General features: G+C 62.3%; 16 protein-coding genes and 1 tRNA gene. 7 read left to right on the top strand and 10 right to left on the bottom strand.

All coding sequences use genetic code 11. The features are described 5' to 3' along the window. Window positions 1-74: 74 nt before the first annotated feature. The 3 genes from ACM64M_RS09650 to rimO all read right to left on the bottom strand — a co-directional run bounded on the left by ACM64M_RS09650 (window position 75) and on the right by rimO (window position 4,395). On the bottom strand, window positions 75-899 hold the full coding sequence (locus tag ACM64M_RS09650; RefSeq protein WP_416228476.1) for a transglutaminase-like domain-containing protein: 825 nt from the start codon (window positions 897-899) through the stop codon (window positions 75-77). A 34-nt stretch (window positions 900-933) separates the two neighbouring features. Then, window positions 934-2,541 carry a site-specific DNA-methyltransferase gene (locus ACM64M_RS09655; protein WP_416228477.1) on the bottom strand — a complete coding sequence of 536 codons (1,608 nt, stop codon included), beginning with the start codon at window positions 2,539-2,541 and terminating at the stop codon, window positions 934-936. A 462-nt stretch (window positions 2,542-3,003) separates the two neighbouring features. Next, window positions 3,004-4,395: a 30S ribosomal protein S12 methylthiotransferase RimO gene (rimO, locus tag ACM64M_RS09660; protein ID WP_416228478.1), complete on the bottom strand. Its 1,392-nt coding sequence runs from the start codon at window positions 4,393-4,395 to the stop codon at window positions 3,004-3,006. Between the two features lie 67 nt (window positions 4,396-4,462). On the opposite strand from rimO, the gene ACM64M_RS09665 reads away from it, so the two are divergent. Then, window positions 4,463-4,861 (top strand): DUF1761 domain-containing protein, encoded by a 399-nt coding sequence (locus tag ACM64M_RS09665; protein WP_416228479.1) that lies wholly within the window; start codon window positions 4,463-4,465, stop codon window positions 4,859-4,861. A gap of 6 nt (window positions 4,862-4,867) precedes the next feature. Here ACM64M_RS09665 and ACM64M_RS09670 read toward each other — a convergent pair whose 3' ends face one another. The 4 genes from ACM64M_RS09670 to ACM64M_RS09685 are packed head-to-tail and all read right to left on the bottom strand — an operon-like array spanning window position 4,868 to window position 8,909. Further along, a complete protein-coding gene (locus ACM64M_RS09670; RefSeq protein WP_416228480.1) occupies window positions 4,868-5,956 on the bottom strand; it encodes a potassium channel family protein in 1,089 nt (362 codons plus the stop codon). Window positions 5,957-5,962: 6 nt separating this feature from the next. After that, entirely contained in the window at window positions 5,963-6,739 is a 777-nt protein-coding gene (gene surE / locus ACM64M_RS09675; RefSeq protein ID WP_416228481.1) for a 5'/3'-nucleotidase SurE, read from the bottom strand. Beyond that, complete coding sequence (gene serS, locus ACM64M_RS09680; protein WP_416228482.1) at window positions 6,739-8,019, bottom strand: serine--tRNA ligase; 1,281 nt, start codon at window positions 8,017-8,019, stop codon at window positions 6,739-6,741. The genes surE and serS overlap by 1 nt, the downstream gene beginning before the upstream one ends. Window positions 8,020-8,069: 50 nt before the next feature. Next, window positions 8,070-8,909: a hypothetical protein gene (locus ACM64M_RS09685; protein ID WP_416228483.1), complete on the bottom strand. Its 840-nt coding sequence runs from the start codon at window positions 8,907-8,909 to the stop codon at window positions 8,070-8,072. Window positions 8,910-8,990: 81 nt separating this feature from the next. Here ACM64M_RS09685 and ACM64M_RS09690 point away from each other — a divergent pair, with 81 nt between their 5' ends. Continuing rightward, window positions 8,991-9,668, top strand: coding sequence for a Fe2+-dependent dioxygenase (locus ACM64M_RS09690; protein ID WP_416228484.1), 678 nt, complete (start codon window positions 8,991-8,993; stop codon window positions 9,666-9,668). Window positions 9,669-9,684: 16 nt separating this feature from the next. Here the strand turns inward: ACM64M_RS09690 and ACM64M_RS09695 are convergent, their stop codons facing one another. Beyond that, window positions 9,685-10,419 carry a hypothetical protein gene (locus ACM64M_RS09695; RefSeq protein ID WP_416228485.1) on the bottom strand — a complete coding sequence of 245 codons (735 nt, stop codon included), beginning with the start codon at window positions 10,417-10,419 and terminating at the stop codon, window positions 9,685-9,687. Between the two features lie 180 nt (window positions 10,420-10,599). Between ACM64M_RS09695 and eda the strand changes: the two genes are divergently transcribed. The 3 genes from eda to ACM64M_RS09710 all read left to right on the top strand — a co-directional run bounded on the left by eda (window position 10,600) and on the right by ACM64M_RS09710 (window position 12,712). Next, complete coding sequence (eda, locus tag ACM64M_RS09700) at window positions 10,600-11,238, top strand: bifunctional 4-hydroxy-2-oxoglutarate aldolase/2-dehydro-3-deoxy-phosphogluconate aldolase (RefSeq protein WP_416228486.1); 639 nt, start codon at window positions 10,600-10,602, stop codon at window positions 11,236-11,238. A 227-nt stretch (window positions 11,239-11,465) separates the two neighbouring features. Next, window positions 11,466-11,714 carry a hypothetical protein gene (locus ACM64M_RS09705; RefSeq protein WP_416228487.1) on the top strand — a complete coding sequence of 83 codons (249 nt, stop codon included), beginning with the start codon at window positions 11,466-11,468 and terminating at the stop codon, window positions 11,712-11,714. Between the two features lie 134 nt (window positions 11,715-11,848). Beyond that, a complete protein-coding gene (locus ACM64M_RS09710; RefSeq protein WP_416228488.1) occupies window positions 11,849-12,712 on the top strand; it encodes an exonuclease domain-containing protein in 864 nt (287 codons plus the stop codon). Between the two features lie 99 nt (window positions 12,713-12,811). Here ACM64M_RS09710 and ACM64M_RS09715 read toward each other — a convergent pair. Together ACM64M_RS09715 and sppA are read right to left on the bottom strand one after the other, a co-directional pair. After that, window positions 12,812-12,886, bottom strand: a tRNA-Val gene (locus tag ACM64M_RS09715). 84 nt (window positions 12,887-12,970) lie between these two features. Next, complete coding sequence (sppA, locus tag ACM64M_RS09720) at window positions 12,971-14,872, bottom strand: signal peptide peptidase SppA (RefSeq protein ID WP_416228489.1); 1,902 nt, start codon at window positions 14,870-14,872, stop codon at window positions 12,971-12,973. 146 nt (window positions 14,873-15,018) lie between these two features. Here sppA and ACM64M_RS09725 point away from each other — a divergent pair, with 146 nt between their 5' ends. Both ACM64M_RS09725 and ACM64M_RS09730 read left to right on the top strand, forming a co-directional pair. After that, window positions 15,019-16,035: an aspartate carbamoyltransferase catalytic subunit gene (locus ACM64M_RS09725; RefSeq protein ID WP_416228490.1), complete on the top strand. Its 1,017-nt coding sequence runs from the start codon at window positions 15,019-15,021 to the stop codon at window positions 16,033-16,035. Beyond that, complete coding sequence (locus ACM64M_RS09730; protein ID WP_416228491.1) at window positions 16,032-17,261, top strand: dihydroorotase; 1,230 nt, start codon at window positions 16,032-16,034, stop codon at window positions 17,259-17,261. The genes ACM64M_RS09725 and ACM64M_RS09730 overlap by 4 nt, the downstream gene beginning before the upstream one ends. Window positions 17,262-17,362 lie beyond the last annotated feature (101 nt).

Consider the following 17,362-nt stretch of genomic DNA (forward strand, 5'->3'; position numbering starts at 1 on the left):
CTCCGGCGCGCGATTGTTAACGTTAACAAGCCTGCACTGCAACAGTTTCGGCGGCCCCTATGCCTTTACGGCAATCACGCTTCAAGCGATACCTCGACCCTGCTCATTTCAAACTGCATGGGCGCAAAGCTGGTGATGAAGCTGACATCGGCGGCATCGCGCCCGACCCCGATGATTGCGGTGTTGGCAAGGTCTGCCATGCCGGTCGCATCGACCAATTGCCACGATCCGGGTTCGGCTCCTGGATCGCCCTCTTCATCGGCCCCATCGGCATGCGCAAGATACACTGCGGCAAGCGCGTGGAAATCCTGCGGCGTCACTCCGGGCGCATAGCAGGCGACATAGCGCGCCGGGATTGCCGCCGCGCGCGCCAGCGTGACGAACAGATGGGTGAAATCGCGGCAGATCCCCTCGTGCGCGTGAAATGTATCGGTTGCGGTGGTCGAAACATTGCTGGCACCGGGGACGTAATCGATATTGGCATGGATCCAGTCGCGGATCGCTGCGGCACGCGCGCCGCCCTGCAAATCGCCAAAGGTCTGGTCGCTGAATTCGACGAACTGGCTTGAATGGCAATAGCGCGAATCGAACAGGAATTTGACCGCCGGACCGGGCAGGCGGTGCAGCGGCACCGCGTCGAGCGCGGTCAGATCGGCGATTTTCCGGCGCGCCGCAACGCGGGCCTGATATTCCACCTCCACCCGCCCTTGGGCATGCAGCCAGATGCGCGTGCCGATATCATCCTGCGCCGAGACTCGTGAGAAATGTCCGGCGGGGGTAATATGCGTCGCAGCATCGATCACCTCCTGCCCGGCAAAGTCCGCCGCCTCGAATTGCAAAAGAACCGAAGCCGGATGCGCCAGCGCAAAGGAAAAGCGGGAGGATACAAGGACGGTCATGGGCGGCGCATATCACAGTCTGGCAGCGATTGGCCTACAGCAATTTCTCCTGCTTGGCGGTATCCTCGCGCTTGGCGCGTTTGACCGCACTGGCATCGACCCACGGAATGTCCGGGCGCTTGTTCTGAAACAGTTCGGCCAGCGTGATGATTTGCAGGCGCGGGTGTTTGCGGCCCGTATATTCGTTTTCCCACACGCCGACCGCTGCGGCATCGCGCTCCATGGCGCGGGTTGGGGCTTGCGCGGTGATGAAAACGCCCAGCTTGGCGTTTTCGCGCTCCATCACTTGCGCGAGGCGGCCAATGTCTTTTACGCCCACGCCGCCGCCCTTGACCTCGACAATGGCTTTCTCGGTCTTCTTGCCATCGGGTTTGAACCAGATGATCCCGTCGATCCCGCCATCGGGGCCCTTGCGTCCGCCTTTCCATGGCACGGCATCGACGACGGACAGCGCCCACAGCTCAAATTGATGCTTGTCCCGCTCGGCAAGGTTTTGCGCGGCGGAGAGCGATTGCGGGCGACCTTTCACTTCAAAGGCAAGGCCGGGGAAGGCCTGTTGCATCCGCTTTTCAATCAGGCCGATGGCAAGGTGCGTCACGTCAATGCCGAGCCATTGCCGATCCAGTTTCTGCGCGGCGTGAACGGCGGTGCCGCAGCCGCAGAACGGATCGAGCACCAGGTCACCCTCGTTGGAGGACGCGGCGATGATGCGTTCGAGCAGCGCAAGGGGTTTTTGTGTGGGATAGCCGAGGCGTTCCTTCGCCAAATTGTGCATCGGGCGGATGTCGGTGATTACATCTTGAAGTGCCACACCCGGCAAGTCCTCCGGATACTGCTTCAGACGGGGCATTCCGCCCTCTTTCTTGGGCCAATGAATTCTGCCCGCCGCGTCTAGTTCCTCAAGCTTGCTTGGCGGATAGCCCCAGTGCCTACCCTTGGCAGTAATATCTATGCCTCGCCAAACCTTCCCTGTTTCGCCGTTCCGAGTTCCTGCCCCGGTCATGTCCATACGTTTCCAACGTCTACCGTCAGGGTCGGTTTGGTCGAAGAACAAGTCAATGTATTCGGCTTCGTGAGGCGTAAATAGCTTATTCCAGAGATACTTATCAGACTTGGAGTAGAACAGAATGGTGTCATGCACAGGGCCGAACCGCTTTGCACTGCTGTGCGCGCTCGTCCGCTTCCAAATCAATTCGTTTTTGAAATTCGTCGCCCCAAACACCCCATCCAGCAGCAGCTTGAGGTAATGGCTCGCAGTCGGGTCGCAGTGCAAATACAGCGAGCCGGTCGGCTTCAGCACCCGGTGCAATTCGATCAGCCGCACCGCCATCATGGCGAGATAGGCCATCATGTCGTTATCGCCCAGAAATTCGCGCATCGCCCGCAGCAGCGTGAAGGCGTCGTTATTCCCGCTGCGCATCACCTCGTCAAAGGCATCTTCCGCCGTGTCGTTCCAGTGCCACGTATCCTCGAACGCCTCAATCTGCGCGTCGGAATCCTGCCCCTCGGGTGATTTGAACAGGATGTTGTAATTGGCGTTCGAATTGAACGGCGGGTCGAGATAGATCAGGTCCACGCTGGCATCCGCGATATGTTCGCGCAAAACATGCAGATTGTCGCCGTAATAAAGCGTGTTGGTCATGGCGCGCGCTCCCCTATGCGGAACGCATGTAACAGCAGCAAGCTGGACCCCGGGTCAAGCCCGGGGAGACGAAAAGGGGTGACGAAGAAAGGGTGACGAAAGGGGGGTGATGGCTCCGCCCCGCGCGCATCGCGGTTGCGTGTCCCGCTCGACCTGCCTTTATGGGAGGCGCGCTAGGCGCTGACCCCAATTCGTCATTGCGAGCCGAAGGCGCGGCAATCCAGACCTGCCTGCCGCACGCTCTGGATTGCCGCGCTTCGCTCGCAATGACACGGCATTTTCCTACACTCGCCCAAAGCGGTAAATCAGCCGCATGACCGCCACTTGCCCTTTTGCCATTGATCGCCTCAGTCGATTGAAAGGGCAGTCTGTGATCGATTGGATTTTCGCCCCAGGACAGTGTTCCATGTGTTCCAACCGTGCTTCACGTGCGACGAACCGTTGCCAATGAACGGGCGGCGGTCAGGAGCCCTTGATCACCCCGAACAGGTCGTGTGCGTCGGCATCCTCGACAGTCACATTGACGATGTCGCCTGCGCGCAAGGTTGCGGGGACATCGCGCAGGAACACCGCGCCGTCGATCTCGGGCGCGTCGGCCTGACTGCGGCCGGTCGCGCCCACGTCGCCGTCCTCATCGGGCTCGCCAACCTCGTCGATGATGACGGCCAGCGTGCGGCCCACCTTGGCGGCGAGTTTGGCGGCGGAGATGCGTGTCGTCACTTCCATCAGGCGGGCGTAACGCTCCTCCTTGATGGCTTCGGGCACGGGATCGGGCAGGGCGTTGGCGGCGGCGCCCGCGACCGGTTCAAACCGGAACGCGCCGACGCGGTCAAGCTGGGCTTCCTCAAGCCAGTCGAGCAGGTAGCGGAAATCGTCCTCCGTCTCACCCGGAAAGCCGACGACGAAGCTGGAACGCACGGCGATGTCGGGACAGATGCTGCGCCAGTCCTTGAGCCGGGCGAGCACCTTGGCTTCATTGGCGGGGCGCTTCATCGATTTGAGCACGGCGGGCGCGGCATGCTGAAACGGAATGTCGAGATAGGGCGTCAGCAGCCCCTCAGCCATCAAGGGGATGACCTGATCGACATGCGGGTAGGGATAGACATAATGCAACCGCACCCATGGCGGCGTGCCTTCGGGGGTGCGAAGCTGGCCGAGTTCGCGGGCCAGATCGGTCATATGCGCGCGGACCTCGCGCCCCTTCCACTGGCGGGGATCGTGCCTAGTGTCGACGCCGTAAGCCGAGGTGTCCTGGCTGATGACGAGCAACTCGCGCGTACCCGCCGCGACCAACTTCTCCGCCTCGCGCAGCACCGCGTCGATCCGGCGGCTCGCCAGTCGACCCCGCAATTGCGGGATGATGCAGAAGGCGCAGGAATGGTTGCAGCCCTCGCTGATCTTGAGATAGCTGTAATGGCGCGGCGTCAGCTTGATGTCAGGCTGAGGGATCAGGTCAACAAACGGCCCCTGCGACGGCGGCGCGTGGAGGTGAACCGCTTCGACCACCTGTTCGTACTGATGCGCGCCCGTGACCGCGAGCACTTGCGGATGCGCGGCGCGGATTGCATCGGCTTCCTCGCCCATGCATCCGGTGACGATCACCCGGCCGTTCTCGGCAATGGCTTCACCGATGGCGGCAAGGCTCTCCTCCTTGGCGCTGTCGAGGAAGCCGCAAGTGTTGACCAGCACCACGTCTGCCCCGGCGTAATCGGGCGACATGGCATAGCCATCGGCGCGCAGCCGGGTCAGGATGCGTTCGGAATCGACCAGCGCCTTGGGACAGCCGAGGCTGACCATGCCGATGCGTTTGGCATCGGGGAGGGTCGTCGGAAAAGGTGTGGCAGGATCGGTCATTTGCGCGCGCCCCCTACACCGGATGCCAGCAATGCGCTAGCGGTGAGGTATCAAGGGAGGGAAAGTCATGACTGATTTCGCATTGTGGCCGGTGGTGGCCGGAGCCGCAGCCTTCTTCGCAGTGGGGGCGCTGTGGTATGGGGTGCTGTTTGGCAAAGCGTGGCAAAGGGCGGCGGGCCTCAGCGATGAGCAGGCACAAAGCGGCAATATGGCGCTGATCTTTGGGCTGACGTTTCTGTTCGAAATGCTGATCGCGATGGTGCTGTGGCATCTGATTGCGCGGACCGGAGCCGCGCCGCATGTGGTGATGATGATGGCGGTCGGATTTGCGGTGGGGGTGATGATCCCGGCGGTGGGGATCAACTACCTCTATCAGCGCAAAAGCGGTCTGCTGTTCGCAATCGACGCGGGGCACTTCATCCTGGGCATGGCGGCAATGGGCGGGGTGTTCCTGCTGTTCCTGTAATCGCGCTTAGCCGTCCGCGCCGTCATGGCCGTTGTCGGTGGGAACAATTTCGACGAGGATGTCGCCTGATTGGAGGGTCTCGCATTCCTCCTCCCAGAAACCGATGGCGCGGCCATTGCGGTAAATGCGCAGGCCCCGTCCGCCGGTGGCGAGGTCTGAAATGGATTTTCCGCATTCCCCTTCGCTGACCACGCGTTCGACCAGTTGCACGCGGCCGGTGACCGAGGCGAGATCGGCGAGATAGTCAGCGATATGCGCGCCCTTTGCGCTGCCCGCCAGCAACAGGCCGGTAAAGCGCACCGGGTTGATAACGTTGTTCGCGCCCGCCTGCCGTGCGAGCAATTCGTTGTCATCGGCGCGCACGACAACGCTGATTGGCACTTTGGGAGCGAGATGACGGACGGTGAGCACGATCAGGATCGACGTGTCGTCACGACCGGCCGATACGAGGACTGTCTGCGCCTCTTGGATGCGCACCGCTTTCAACGTTTCGTCCCGCGTGGCATCGGCGGCCATGACATTGACGCCAAGCTTTTCGGCTTCGGCAAGCCGGTCCTCGCTTGGATCGACGACCACGATCTGGCCCGGATCGGACCCGCGTTCGATCAATTCAGCAACGCTTTGCGAGCCGGAAACGCCGTAGCCCAACACCACGATGTGGCCGCTAAGCTTGTCCTGGATGCGGGCCATACGCCATTTCTCCCAACTGCGTTTGATTACGAAACTGTAGGCTGCGCCCACAAAGATGAAAATGACCGCGACCCTGACCGGGGTGACGAGCACCGCTTCGATCAGCCGCGCCCGGTCGCTGACCGGGGCAATGTCGCCAAAGCCGGTGGTGGTGACGGAGATCATGGTGAAATAGACCACGTCGAGAAAGCTGATATGCCCGTCGACATGGTCAATCAGCCCAGCGCGGTCCCACCAGTGGATCATGATGACCAAGAAAACGAGGAACAGCGCGAGACCCATCCTCAGGCCCAGATCGCCCCACACCGGCAATCTAACGGCGCGCCGCAAAGGTTGAGACGGCGCGCGGTTGCGCAGGAGGCGGCCGGGCAATCTGGGCTTCTTGCCTCTGTCTGGCACTGCCATCGCTATCTAGCCCTCTGCCGGATCGGCAAAACGTTCGGCAATCGCGCCAATCGACGCATGATGGGTAAAGTCCAATTGCAGCGGGGTCACCGCAATATAGCCATCGTCGATTGCTTCGAGATCGGTGCCGTGATCGAGCGTGTGTTCAATCGCATGCAGGCCAAACCAGAAATAGCGGTGCCCACGCGGGTCCCGGCCTTCGACGATCGAGCCGCGCGAATAATCGTGAAAGCCCTGACGCACCACGCGGATGCCCTTCACCGCCTCGGCGGGACGCGGTGGGAAATTGACGTTGACCAGCGTGCGCGCGGCAAAGGGCACACCCAGCAGCGGGCGGATCACCTTTGCCCCCCATTCGCGTGCAGCGGAAAATTCGCTGTCGTTGCCGCGTGTTTCCGCGCTGTAGACCTGACTCAGCGCTATCGAGCGGATACCGGCAAGCGCGCCCTCTATCGCGGCGGAGACGGTGCCCGAATAGGTGACGTCATCGCCCAGATTGGCGCCGCGATTGACCCCGGACAAGATCAGGTCGGGCGGGCTGTCCAGCACTTCGCGTAGGCCCATCATCACGCTGTCGGTGGGGGTGCCCGTCACCGCAAAGCGTCGCTCACCAAATTGTTGCAGCCGAACCGGGCGATTGAGCGTCAGCGAGTGGCCCGCACCCGATTGTTCCTCGGACGGGGCGCAGACCCAGATGTCATCGGATAGCTGCGCCGCAATCGCTTCCAGTACGGCGAGACCAGGGGCGTGATAGCCATCGTCATTGGTTACAAGGATGCGCATCAGCTTGCAGGCTCCAGTCTGGTCACAACGCCCATGTAAGGGGCAAGCACCTCGGGCACCACCACGCTGCCATCGGACTGTTGGTAGTTCTCGATCACCGCGACCAGCGTGCGGCCCACTGCGAGGCCCGATCCGTTGAGCGTGTGGACGAAGCGGGTGCCCTTTTCACCGTCTGGGCGATAGCGCGTGTTCATGCGGCGCGCCTGAAAATCGCCAGTGTTGGAGCAGGAGGAAATCTCCCGGTAGGCATTCTGCCCCGGCAGCCAGACCTCCAGATCGTAGGTCTTGCGCGCGCCAAAGCCCATGTCGCCCGTGCACAGCAACATGGTGCGATAAGGCAGTGCAAGCGCTTCAAGAATGCTGGTCGCGGCTTTCAACATGCGCTGATGCTCGGCCTCGCTGTCTTCGGGGCGGGTGATGCTGACCAGCTCGCATTTCTCGAACTGGTGCTGGCGGATGAAGCCGCGCGTATCGCGCCCCGCCGCGCCCGCTTCGCTGCGGAAACACTGGGTCAGCGCGGTGAGGCGGATCGGGAGTGCGGCGTCGTCAAGCAGCTGGCCCATGACGCTGGCGGTGAGGGGGACTTCGGAAGTGGGGATGAGCCAGCGGTCATCGGTGGTGCGGAAACTATCCTCGGCAAACTTTGGCAGCTTGTCCGTCCCATACATCGCCTCGTCCTTGACCAGCACGGGCGGGGCGCATTCGGTGTAGCCGTTGTTGCGCGTCTGGTGGTCGAGCATGAACTGGCCGAGCGCGCGGTGGAGCCTTGCAATGTCGCCGCGCAGGAAGGTGAAGCGTGCGCCGGACAACAGCGCGCCGGTTTCGAAATCCATGCCGAGCGCAGGCGCGATGTCGGCGTGCTCCTTGGGCTCGAAGTCGAAAGCGGGTTTCTCACTCCAGCTCGACACTTCGACATTGCCGGCTTCGTCCGTGCCCATCGGCACGTCGTCGGCGGGGATATTGGGGATCACTGCCAGCGCGCTTTGCAGCTCGTCAGCGACCTTGCGTTCGCGTTCTTCCAGCTCGGGCATTTCCGCCTTGATCGCGGCAACTTCGGCCTTGAGCGTTTCGGCGGTGTCCTTGTCGCCCTTGGCCATGGCCGCGCCGATCGCCTTGGAGGCTTCGTTGCGGCGGCTCTGCGCTTCTTGCAACCGGGTCGCGAGCGCGCGGCGTTCTTCATCGAGCGCGGCAATGCCCTTTGCCACGGGATCGGCCCCGCGCCGCGCCAGCCCTTTGTCAAACCCATCAGGGTCGTCTCGGATCAACCGGATATCATGCATGGGCAGGGCCTATGCCCGCTTCATCCGCTGATTGAAAGAGCGCTTTGCCCCTATTGCGGCAGCGACAGCTTCACGCCCGATGATGCGCCCGACAAGGCCCCCTGCGCAACCTCAAGCTTTGCCGGACGCTCAGCCCCCGGATAGGCCTGCGCCAGCAGTTCCAGCGCCTTGGCAATCCGGTCATGCAGCGGCTTGCTTTCGGCGTTGATGGCTGCGGAAAAGGCATCGAACATGGACTGCGCGGTCTTGTAATAACCGTAGCCGTCCAGATAGGGTCCATAGTCATCGCCTTCGGCTGCGCGGGCATACATCGCGGCTGCGCGCTCGATTTGATCGGCGATCACTCCGCCCGCAATGGCACCTTCGCTTGATCCATTATCGGGAGCTTTGGCTGAGGCGGCGCGCAGGGCGGCGATGATGGTGTCATATCGGGCGTTGATCTGGGTTTTGTTTGCTCCGGCAAGAACGGCGTTGGATGCTTCGCTGAACAAGGGTTTGAAATCGGCGACGCCCAGTTCGGTAAACACCGGGTCCATATCCAGCAAAACCTCGGAAACGGGGTGCGCAAACATCTCCGCTGCGGCGTCCGTCTTACCAGCGGCAAAGGCATCGCGCGCGGCGACAACATGCGCTTCTGCCACGGCCAAAGCAGTGCCATAGACAACCGGGTCGGTGGATGCGTCGGCGGTGGCAACGCCGCCTTCCCCGCCTTCGCCGCCCGAACCTTCACCGCCTTCGCCGCCGCCCTCTCCAGCGCCAGCCTCGCCCGCTTGTGCTGATTGAGCGGAACCGCCGCCTTCGCCCGCTTCGCCCGAACACCCGGCAAGTCCCGCGCCCGCCAATGCGGTTGCCAGACCCAGACCGGCCCATGTTTTCAACTCGGCTTTCATTTCGATTCCTCCAGCGATACTGTGTTGCTGTGAACTTTAGCTGGGCGGAGCGTTTATGCAAATGATTATCAAGAGCGTAGCGTGATTCTCAGCATCGCAGCGATACAGGACCCAGTGGTAATTGCCCGGCTGCAAGACGGGCTGGCGGGCCTTTCCTGGCGCGATGGGCGGTCGACTGCAGGGAGCGCCGCAAGCGCGGTCAAACGCAACGAACAGGCGGTGATGAATGACACCGCCGGGGTGAAAATGCGCGACCTGCTGGTGCCGATCATCGCGGAAAACCCGGTGGTGAAAGCCGCCGCACGGCCCCGGCGGATTTCCTCGCCGATGATCGCCCGCACCCCGGTGGGCGGATATTACGGTGCGCATGTCGATAATGCCATGATGGGCGCGGGCAATGCGCGCATGCGCAGCGACATTTCCTTCACCCTGTTCCTCACCGATCCCGAAAATTACGAGGGCGGCGAATTGATCGTCCATGCGGCGGGCATGACGCAGACAATCAAGGGTAAGGCGGGAGAGATGATCCTCTATCCCTCCACCAGCATCCACGAAGTGCGCCCCGTTACAAATGGTGCACGAGTGGTCTGTGTGGGCTGGATTGAGAGCATGATCTGCGATCCAGCGCACCGCGAATTGCTGTTCGATCTCGAAAATCTGCGAGCGACCTTGCGCCAGACGCGCCCGGCAGGTTCGGCTGAGATGCTGACCCTGGACAAGACGATCGCCAATTTGCTGCGGATGTGGGGTCAGTCCTAGGTCCTGACCCTAGGTATTAGCCTCGGGCCTCTGATATGAGTGGGGCGCGCGATTTGCGCTTGCGGCTTGTTTGGTGCGTGAACCAGAGAATCAGGCTTACCCCGACCACGCTTGGCCCGGCCCAAATCGCCGGGTTAAAAACTTCCTCAGGCACCCAGCGGATCAATCCGACCGACATGAATGCGGTGTAGGCCGAAATACCCATCCCGATCAGCGCGCGGAAATGTTCCCCGACATAGGCCTGCGGCGAGGGGGGATTGGTCCGCCAGACAAACACTTGCTGCAACGCCATCGCGGTCACTCCCAGACCGGCGACCGCGATCATCAGCATATTGCCGATCTGCGCGCCAAAATATCCGCACCACAGCGCCGATGCGATAACGCAGAGCATGACGATCTGATAACGCGGATGCCGCAAAGCCTCTCTGCGCCGCGCGTGTCTGACCACGCTCAGCCCGTAATCAGCAAAGCCAATGGTGAGCAGCCCAAGGAACAGCATCATCCACACAAACAGCCCCTCGAATACCCTGCGGTCGGCGATGGTCGGATGGCGTCCATCTGGGGCGTAAAGCGACAGCATCGCCATGACCACCGCCAAAGCACCCGCGCCGATAAAGCCATAACAGGCGATGCGGCCCCATTGGCGATGGCTCGCCGCGCCCTTGCGCGTCAGGATCGGGACCCAGATTGCAATCAGCCCGGTGGCACCGGCAATCACATGCACCGCGATGAGAGCATCGAACAAATCCATGGATGACATGTTTACAGCTTTCACTTGCGCTCGCAAATCCGGCGCAGCAGGGCCACAATTGGCTTCATTCGCGGGCGAAGCCATTGTAGGCGGTCACTGCCCGATCGGCATTTTCGCAAGAAGGCCGCAAGCCGGTTCAAGACAGCAGAGCCCGTTGGGCGGATTTATCTGGAGACTTCAATGACAGCCAATCTTTCCGCGCGTCTGGCAGCCGCCCCGGTGGTTCCGCTGATCGGCGAAAACGACCCCGCGCGCGCGGTAAAGACCGCCGCTGCGCTGGCCGCTGGCGGGCTTTCCGTGATCGAGGTGGTGCTGCGCAGCGCCGATGCGCAAGCGGGCATGGAGGCGATCCTGGCCGAGACAGAGGGGCTGATCGTGGGGGCGGGCACTGTTCTGACGCTGGATCAGGCGAAATCGGTCAGGGCCAGCGGCGCACAATTCATCGTTTCGCCCGGTCTGGTCGATGAAATTGCGATCTATTGCCGCGATGAAGGAATTGCGTTTTTCCCCGGCACAATGACCGCAGGCGAAGTGCAGCGCGCCTATGCACTGGGCCTGCGCGAAGTGAAATTCTTCCCCGCAAGTCTGGCGGGCGGTGTGCCGATGCTGAAAGCCTTCAGTGCGGTATTCCGCGATATGCGCTTTATGCCCACCGGCGGGATTTCGGCGAGCAATTTGCCCGAATATCTCGCTTTGCCCAGCGTGATCGCCTGCGGCGGGAGCTGGCTGACGCCGCCCGACGCGGTCGAAGCCGAAGACTACACCCGGATAACCCGCCTCGCTGCCGAAGCGCTGACCATAGCCAGATCCGCCCGCTGAAAGCGCGAAAGCCACATTGAAATCATGGTGGGCGCGGCAAGGATTGAACTTGCGACCCCACCCGTGTGAAGGCCTAGCTACCCTTTCCGGCTAGGTCTTGCGTCACGAAAAAAGCCTCGATTTTCCGAGGGGTTGGGGATAGCGACCTTCCGGGCGGGTCCGATAGGGACCTGCCGAAACCGGGGTGGTTCGCTACCCCGGGGCTACCCCGGAAGGAGAAACGTGCTATGGCGACAGTTATGGAAGAGGAGAAGGTCGAGGAACAGCGGGGCCGGGAGCGGCTGACCGACAAGCGGCTCGAGAAGCTGGTTGCGCCACGCGGCGGCCGTCTCGAGATCGCGGACGCTCTCGTCCGGGAGCTCCGCGTCTCCGCCTCGTGCTCGAATTGCGTGCCCCCGCACGTCGAACACTGCATCGAAACTGACCTGTCGAAATCGCTGCCCGCCATAGGCCTTCCTCCTGTTGTCTCTGCCTAGCAGGTCGGGAACGAAAGGGAAACACGAGAGGAAATATTGTGCTCGTGGGGGGAGGGGGTCTCCTCGCCCGTTAACCAGTGATGGGTTTTGCGCTACCTAATTGTATTGGGTTGGTGATTCTCGGGGGCCGCAATATGAATTTTGTCGCGATAGATGTTGAGACCGCGAACGCTGATATGGCGTCGATATGCTCGATTGGGGCTGTTCGCTTCGAGAACGGGAAAGTCGCTGACGAGTGGTACTCTTTGATTGACCCGCGCGATTACTTCGATGGAATTAACGTCTCTATCCACGGCATAGACGAGGGGATGGTGCGCGGCGCACCGACCTACGGTGAGGCGGCCGGGACGCTCCACGCGATGCTGAAAGATGCCGTGACCGTGACCCACACCCACTTCGACCGGGTGGCCACGCATCAAGCCTCCGGTAAATGGGAGGTCGCGGTGCCTGTCTGTACTTGGCTTGATTCGGCCCGGGTCGCGCGGCGCGCTTGGGAAGAATGCGCGAGCAGCGGATACGGTCTCGCCAATGTCTGCCGCCTGATTGGGTATGAGTTCGAGCACCACAACGCCTTGGAGGACGCGAAGGCGGCCGGGCACGTGATGCTCGCTGCGATGGAGAGGACGGGGCTCGACCTCGACGGCTGGCTGGCGCGGGTCGCCCAGCCCATCGACCCCTCGAGCGGTAGCTCGGGTGCCGCCGTCCGGCGCGACGGCAACGCCGATGGGTCGTTGTATGGCGAGGTGATCGTATTTACCGGAGCACTGGCGATCCCTCGAAGCGAGGCGGCTGACTTAGCCGCGTCGGTCGGTTGCGAGGTCGGTTCCGGCGTGACGAAGAAGACAACGCTGCTGGTCGTTGGCGATACGGACGTGATGCGGCTGGCGGGCCACGAGAAGAGCTCGAAGCACCGCAAGGCGGAGGAGCTAGTTGCTAAGGGTGCCCCAATCCGCATTCTGCGGGAGACGGATTTTCGTGAGCTTGTCGCGATGGCGTAAGGGGGCCGAAGAAAAAAGTTCGAGACTACCCCTATCGTACCCCGGGAAAATTTTGGCTGAACTTTTGGGGCCATCTTGCCATCTAAGTGCTTGAAAAGATGGTGGGCGCGGCAGGGATTGAACCTGCGACCCCACCCGTGTGAAGGGTGTGCTCTACCACTGAGCTACGCGCCCGTCCGTAGGGCAGCAACACCCCGGACAGGCGCGCGCCTCTACTGCGCTCGGCTTGCCAATGCAAGCCCAATGCTCGCGGTCGTTCTAGCGGGCGAACAGCGCGGCGATCAGTTCCATCAGATTGCGGCTTTGAACGGTGCTGGTCGCGCTCGGGCCGGGCTGAGCGGGACATTCGAGGCAATAGGCCTGAATGCCCGGTGTCCCGGCAAGCCGCTGCGCATCGCTGGCTAACCGGCCAAGCAGAGCTTCGCGTTGCCGCGCCGCGATCGCAAACAGATCGCCGCCGCGCGTCTGTCCTGCGGGCGCTGCGGCGCTGCTGACCAATTGCCGGATCAGCGAATTGTAATTCGCCTGCTGCGTGCCAAGATAGCGCGCGTTCCAGTCGCCCTCTTTCAGCCCGGCTTTGCCCGCGACCCATGCCAGCGCTTCGTCTGTGCCGCCAAACTGATCGACCAGTTTGAGATTGCGCGCCGCGCCGCCATCCCAGACGCGGCCTTGCGCGATGGTATCAACCCGCTCTGCAGTCATGCCCCGCGATTTGGCAACATGAGCAAGGAAATCAGCATAGGTGTCGGTCACACCCGCTTGCAGGATTGCGTCAACCTCCGGCGAAAGCCCGGCGATGATGTCCGGCTGTCCCGAAAGCGGCGTGGTGCGATGCCCATCGGCAGTGACGCCGATGTCCGCTGCTGCATTTTCAAAGGTCGGCAGCACGGCGAAAACGCCAATGGAGCCGGTGATCGTTTCGGGCTGAGCGAAGATCCGGTCGGCTGCGGTGGCGACCCAATAGCCGCCGCTTGCCGCGACATTGGCAAAGGATACCGCGACCGGAATGTCCTTGGCACGGTATCGTTCAATCGCGCGGCGTATCTCTTCGGAGGCAAGCACCGATCCGCCGGGCGAATCGACGCGAACGACCAATCCCTTGACTCCGTCATCCGCGATTGCCTCGTCCAGCAGATTGGCGATCCTGGTGCCGCCCGCGACGCCCGGCCCGGCATCGCCGTCGACGATGGTGCCCGCGACCGTCACGATCAGGATGTCATTGCCCGAATTGCCCGTGCCGGGTCCGACATCGGCAAGGAACGGGGCAAGATCGCTTTTGGCATAGGCACCGGGCAATTTGCTCCAGTCATCCTCGCCGGCAATCTCTGCGACGCGCGTACCAAATTCCACGCGGTCGCCCAGTTTGTCGACCAGCCCCGCTTCCAGCGCCGCCTTTGCGAGATCGCCAGACGAAGCCTCGATCCACGCGACCGGATCGCTTGTCACCCGGTCGAGCGCGAGCGCAGGCCGCGCCTTTTTAACGTTCGCCTGCCATTCCTCCCACAGCGCGCCATACAGGCTCGCCAGATTTTCCCGCGCGGCATCTGACGGAGCGTTGAGGATATAGGGTTCGACCGCCGATTTGAATTCTCCGACGCGGTAGACGCGGGTGTTGACGTTCAGCTTTTTGAGCAGACTTGCATAATAAAGGTTGCTGCCGCCCGGTCCCGCGATCAACGCGCCGCCGAGCGGATCGGCCCAGACCTCGCTGGCGTGGGCGGCCAGAAGCATGTGATCATCGCTGTAACCGATGGCATAGGTCAGCACCGGCTTTTCGGTTTTGCGCACACGGTCCATCGCCTCGCCAATGGCTTGCAGATGGACCTGCCCGCCGCCGATAAAAGTGGTCATGTCGATCACCACTGCCTTGATCCGGTCATCGCTGGCCGCCGCGTCGAGCGCGCGGACCAGGTCGCGGGCCTGATGTTCGACCGGCGGGGCGCTGCCGCTGAGCAGGACGGCGAAGGGATCGACCTCGGTGCGTTCTTCAACCACATATCCCGACAGGTCGATATACAGTGCGCCTTCGCGCACCTGACCGGGGTTGGGGGTGGCCGAAAGCGCGGCGAACAGCGCGAGGAAAAACAGCAGCATGAAAATCAGGACCAGCCCATCCTTGATCCCGACGATGACTTTCCATGCTTTGCCAATGAAGCTCATGATTTGCGGTTTTCCTGTGACTGCGCGCGAGTTGGACCGAACCGACATAGGCGCGCATGGTGCAAACTTCCATGGGAGAAGGGTGCTTGTATGGGTTGAGCGACAGGCACGGCTCGACTAAGGGCATTGCAGCTTTTGGGGCCTTGATGGAAAAATCGACGACTTCCGCTGAAAATGGCCGCTTTCCTGCTGGCCGTCACGCATTCCCGCACCGCGATCTGACGGCGATCAGCCGGTTGGAACGGCATGAAATTCTTTATTTGCTCGCTTCTGCACAGCAATGGGTCGAATTGAACCGGCAAAGCGCGAAGCATGTCGCGTTGCTCGGCGGGCTCACCATCATCAACGCGTTCTTCGAAGCATCGACCCGCACACTTTTAAGTTTCGAGATCGCGGGAAAGCGGCTGGGCGCCGATGTCGTCAATATGCACGCCGCCACCTCAAGCGTGAAGAAGGGCGAGACGCTGATCGATACAGCGATCACACTGAATGCGATGCGCGCGGATGCGATTGTGATCCGGCACGGTTCAAGCGGAGCGACGCAGTTGATCGCGGACAAGGTCGATTGCCCGGTGCTCAATGCGGGCGATGGCAGCCACGAACACCCGACGCAGGCACTGCTCGATGCCTTGGCCCTGCGCACGGCGCTGGCGCTGCGCGGCGAGCATGCAGAGGATTTCACCGGACGCATCGTAACGATCTGCGGCGATATTCTACACAGCCGGGTGGCGCGTTCCAACATTCTGTGCCTCCAAGCACTGGGCGCGAGCGTGCGGCTGTGTTCGCCGCCCGCGCTGATGCCTGCCGGGGTAGAGGCTATGGGCGCGCAGCCGTTCCATGATTTCGATGCCGCGTTGGAGGGCTGCGACGCGGTGATGATGCTGCGGCTGCAATCGGAGCGGATGGCAGGGCAGTTCATTCCCTCGGCACGTGAATATCGCCGCCTCTATGGCCTTACCAAGGCGCGGCTGGAGCGCGCCGCGCCAGATGCTCTGGTGATGCATCCCGGCCCGATGAACCGCGGAATCGAAATCGACAGCGAGGTAGCCGATTTGCCCGACCGCTCGATCATCACACAGCAGGTGGAAATGGGCGTCGCGATCCGCATGGCTTGTCTTGATGTGCTGACCCGCAGCGCGCGCGGTGTGGAGGGCTGGGCATGAAGCAGGCGCGGCCGCTCACAATTATCGGCGGGCAAGTGGTCACTCCCGGCGGAGTTTCGGCGGGCGCGGTGCGGCTGGTCGATGGCCGGATTGAGGCTGAGGGGCCGGATGTCTCCGCACAGCCGCAAGACGACGTGCTTGATGCCAAGGGCAAGTTGATCGCACCGGGCATAGTCGATTTCGGTGTCTTTGCCGTGGACAAGCCCGCGTTTCATTTTGGCGGGATCACCCGCGCGGCCTTGATGCCAGACCAATCGCCGCCGCTCGATTACCCCAGCCGGGTCAATTTCATTGCCAAAAGCGGAAAGCCTGATCTCTGGGTTCATCCGCTCGCCGCAGCGACGCGGGGTCTTGAAGGGGTCGAACTCGCAGAGATCGCGCTGATGCGCGACGCCGGGGCGAGAGGGGTCGCAACCGGACGCCGCTGGATTGCGGATAGCGGCGTGATGCTGCGGCTGCTGCAATATGCCGCGATGCTTGATCTGGTGGTGGTTGCTCACCCGGAAGATGGCGGACTGGTCGGCGGCGCGGTGGCCACTTCAGGAGAAATTGCCACCCGGCTGGGTCTGCCTAGCGCCCCGGCAGAAGCGGAAGCGCTGGCGCTTGCCCGCGATATTGCGCTGTCCGAAATATGCGGCGCCCGCGTGCACTTCCGTCAGGTCACGACCGCTGCCGGGTTCGATCTGATCCGCACGGCCAAGGCACGCGGGCTAATGGTTACCTGCGGCATCACCCCTGCGCATTTTATGCTGTCGGATCTTGCTACCGCAGATTTCCGCACCTTTGCGCGGCTTTCGCCGCCGTTGCGCTGTGAGGCGGACCGTCAGGCGGCGCGCGCGGCGATTGCCGACGGGACGGTGGATGTGATTGCCAGCGGGCACGATCCGCGCGGGGCAGAGGACAAGCGGCTGCCCTTTGCCGATGCCGCGCCGGGCATGGCTGGGGCAGAGACACTGCTGGCGATGGTGCTCAATCTGGTCCGCGATGAGGTTATCGGGATCACGCGAGCCTTCGAACTGCTGGCTGCCAGACCGGCGGAATTGCTAGGCGTCCCCGCCGGGGTGATCGAAGCCGGGCGCGAGGCAGACATTGCCGTGATCGACCCTGACGCGCCGTGGGTTATTGATCGCCGCAGGATGGCAGCCACCGCCGACAACACGCCGTTTGACCGGCAGGGCGCACAGGGCAGGGTGCGCGCCCTGATCAAGGGCGGAGTGGTCATCTGACCCTGCAGTGAGCTGCCGCATTTGCAGCCCTATGCAAAAAGCTCCCGGAAGCATGAGCCACCGGGAGCAGTTTCGCTATAGCTCAACAATTGAGCAGGAAG

It is taken from the genome of Qipengyuania sp. ASV99 (genome assembly GCF_047872805.1).
GTDB lineage: Bacteria > Pseudomonadota > Alphaproteobacteria > Sphingomonadales > Sphingomonadaceae > Erythrobacter.

Bases quoted from the DNA above. Each gene is read 5' to 3' on its own strand.
- rimO (WP_416228478.1), bottom strand. From the start codon at position 4,395: ATGACCGATCCTGCCACACCTTTTCCGACGACCCTCCCCGATGCCAAA.
- ACM64M_RS09710 (WP_416228488.1), top strand. From the start codon at position 11,849: ATGAATTTTGTCGCGATAGATGTTGAGACCGCGAACGCTGATATGGCG.
- surE (WP_416228481.1), bottom strand. From the start codon at position 6,739: ATGCGCATCCTTGTAACCAATGACGATGGCTATCACGCCCCTGGTCTC.
- ACM64M_RS09685 (WP_416228483.1), bottom strand. From the start codon at position 8,909: ATGAAAGCCGAGTTGAAAACATGGGCCGGTCTGGGTCTGGCAACCGCA.
- ACM64M_RS09665 (WP_416228479.1), top strand. From the start codon at position 4,463: ATGACTGATTTCGCATTGTGGCCGGTGGTGGCCGGAGCCGCAGCCTTC.
- sppA (WP_416228489.1), bottom strand. From the start codon at position 14,872: ATGAGCTTCATTGGCAAAGCATGGAAAGTCATCGTCGGGATCAAGGAT.
- eda (WP_416228486.1), top strand. From the start codon at position 10,600: ATGACAGCCAATCTTTCCGCGCGTCTGGCAGCCGCCCCGGTGGTTCCG.
- ACM64M_RS09650 (WP_416228476.1), bottom strand. From the start codon at position 899: ATGACCGTCCTTGTATCCTCCCGCTTTTCCTTTGCGCTGGCGCATCCG.
- ACM64M_RS09705 (WP_416228487.1), top strand. From the start codon at position 11,466: ATGGCGACAGTTATGGAAGAGGAGAAGGTCGAGGAACAGCGGGGCCGG.
- ACM64M_RS09695 (WP_416228485.1), bottom strand. From the start codon at position 10,419: ATGGATTTGTTCGATGCTCTCATCGCGGTGCATGTGATTGCCGGTGCC.
- ACM64M_RS09655 (WP_416228477.1), bottom strand. From the start codon at position 2,541: ATGACCAACACGCTTTATTACGGCGACAATCTGCATGTTTTGCGCGAA.
- ACM64M_RS09725 (WP_416228490.1), top strand. From the start codon at position 15,019: ATGGAAAAATCGACGACTTCCGCTGAAAATGGCCGCTTTCCTGCTGGC.
- serS (WP_416228482.1), bottom strand. From the start codon at position 8,019: ATGCATGATATCCGGTTGATCCGAGACGACCCTGATGGGTTTGACAAA.
- ACM64M_RS09670 (WP_416228480.1), bottom strand. From the start codon at position 5,956: ATGGCAGTGCCAGACAGAGGCAAGAAGCCCAGATTGCCCGGCCGCCTC.
- ACM64M_RS09730 (WP_416228491.1), top strand. From the start codon at position 16,032: ATGAAGCAGGCGCGGCCGCTCACAATTATCGGCGGGCAAGTGGTCACT.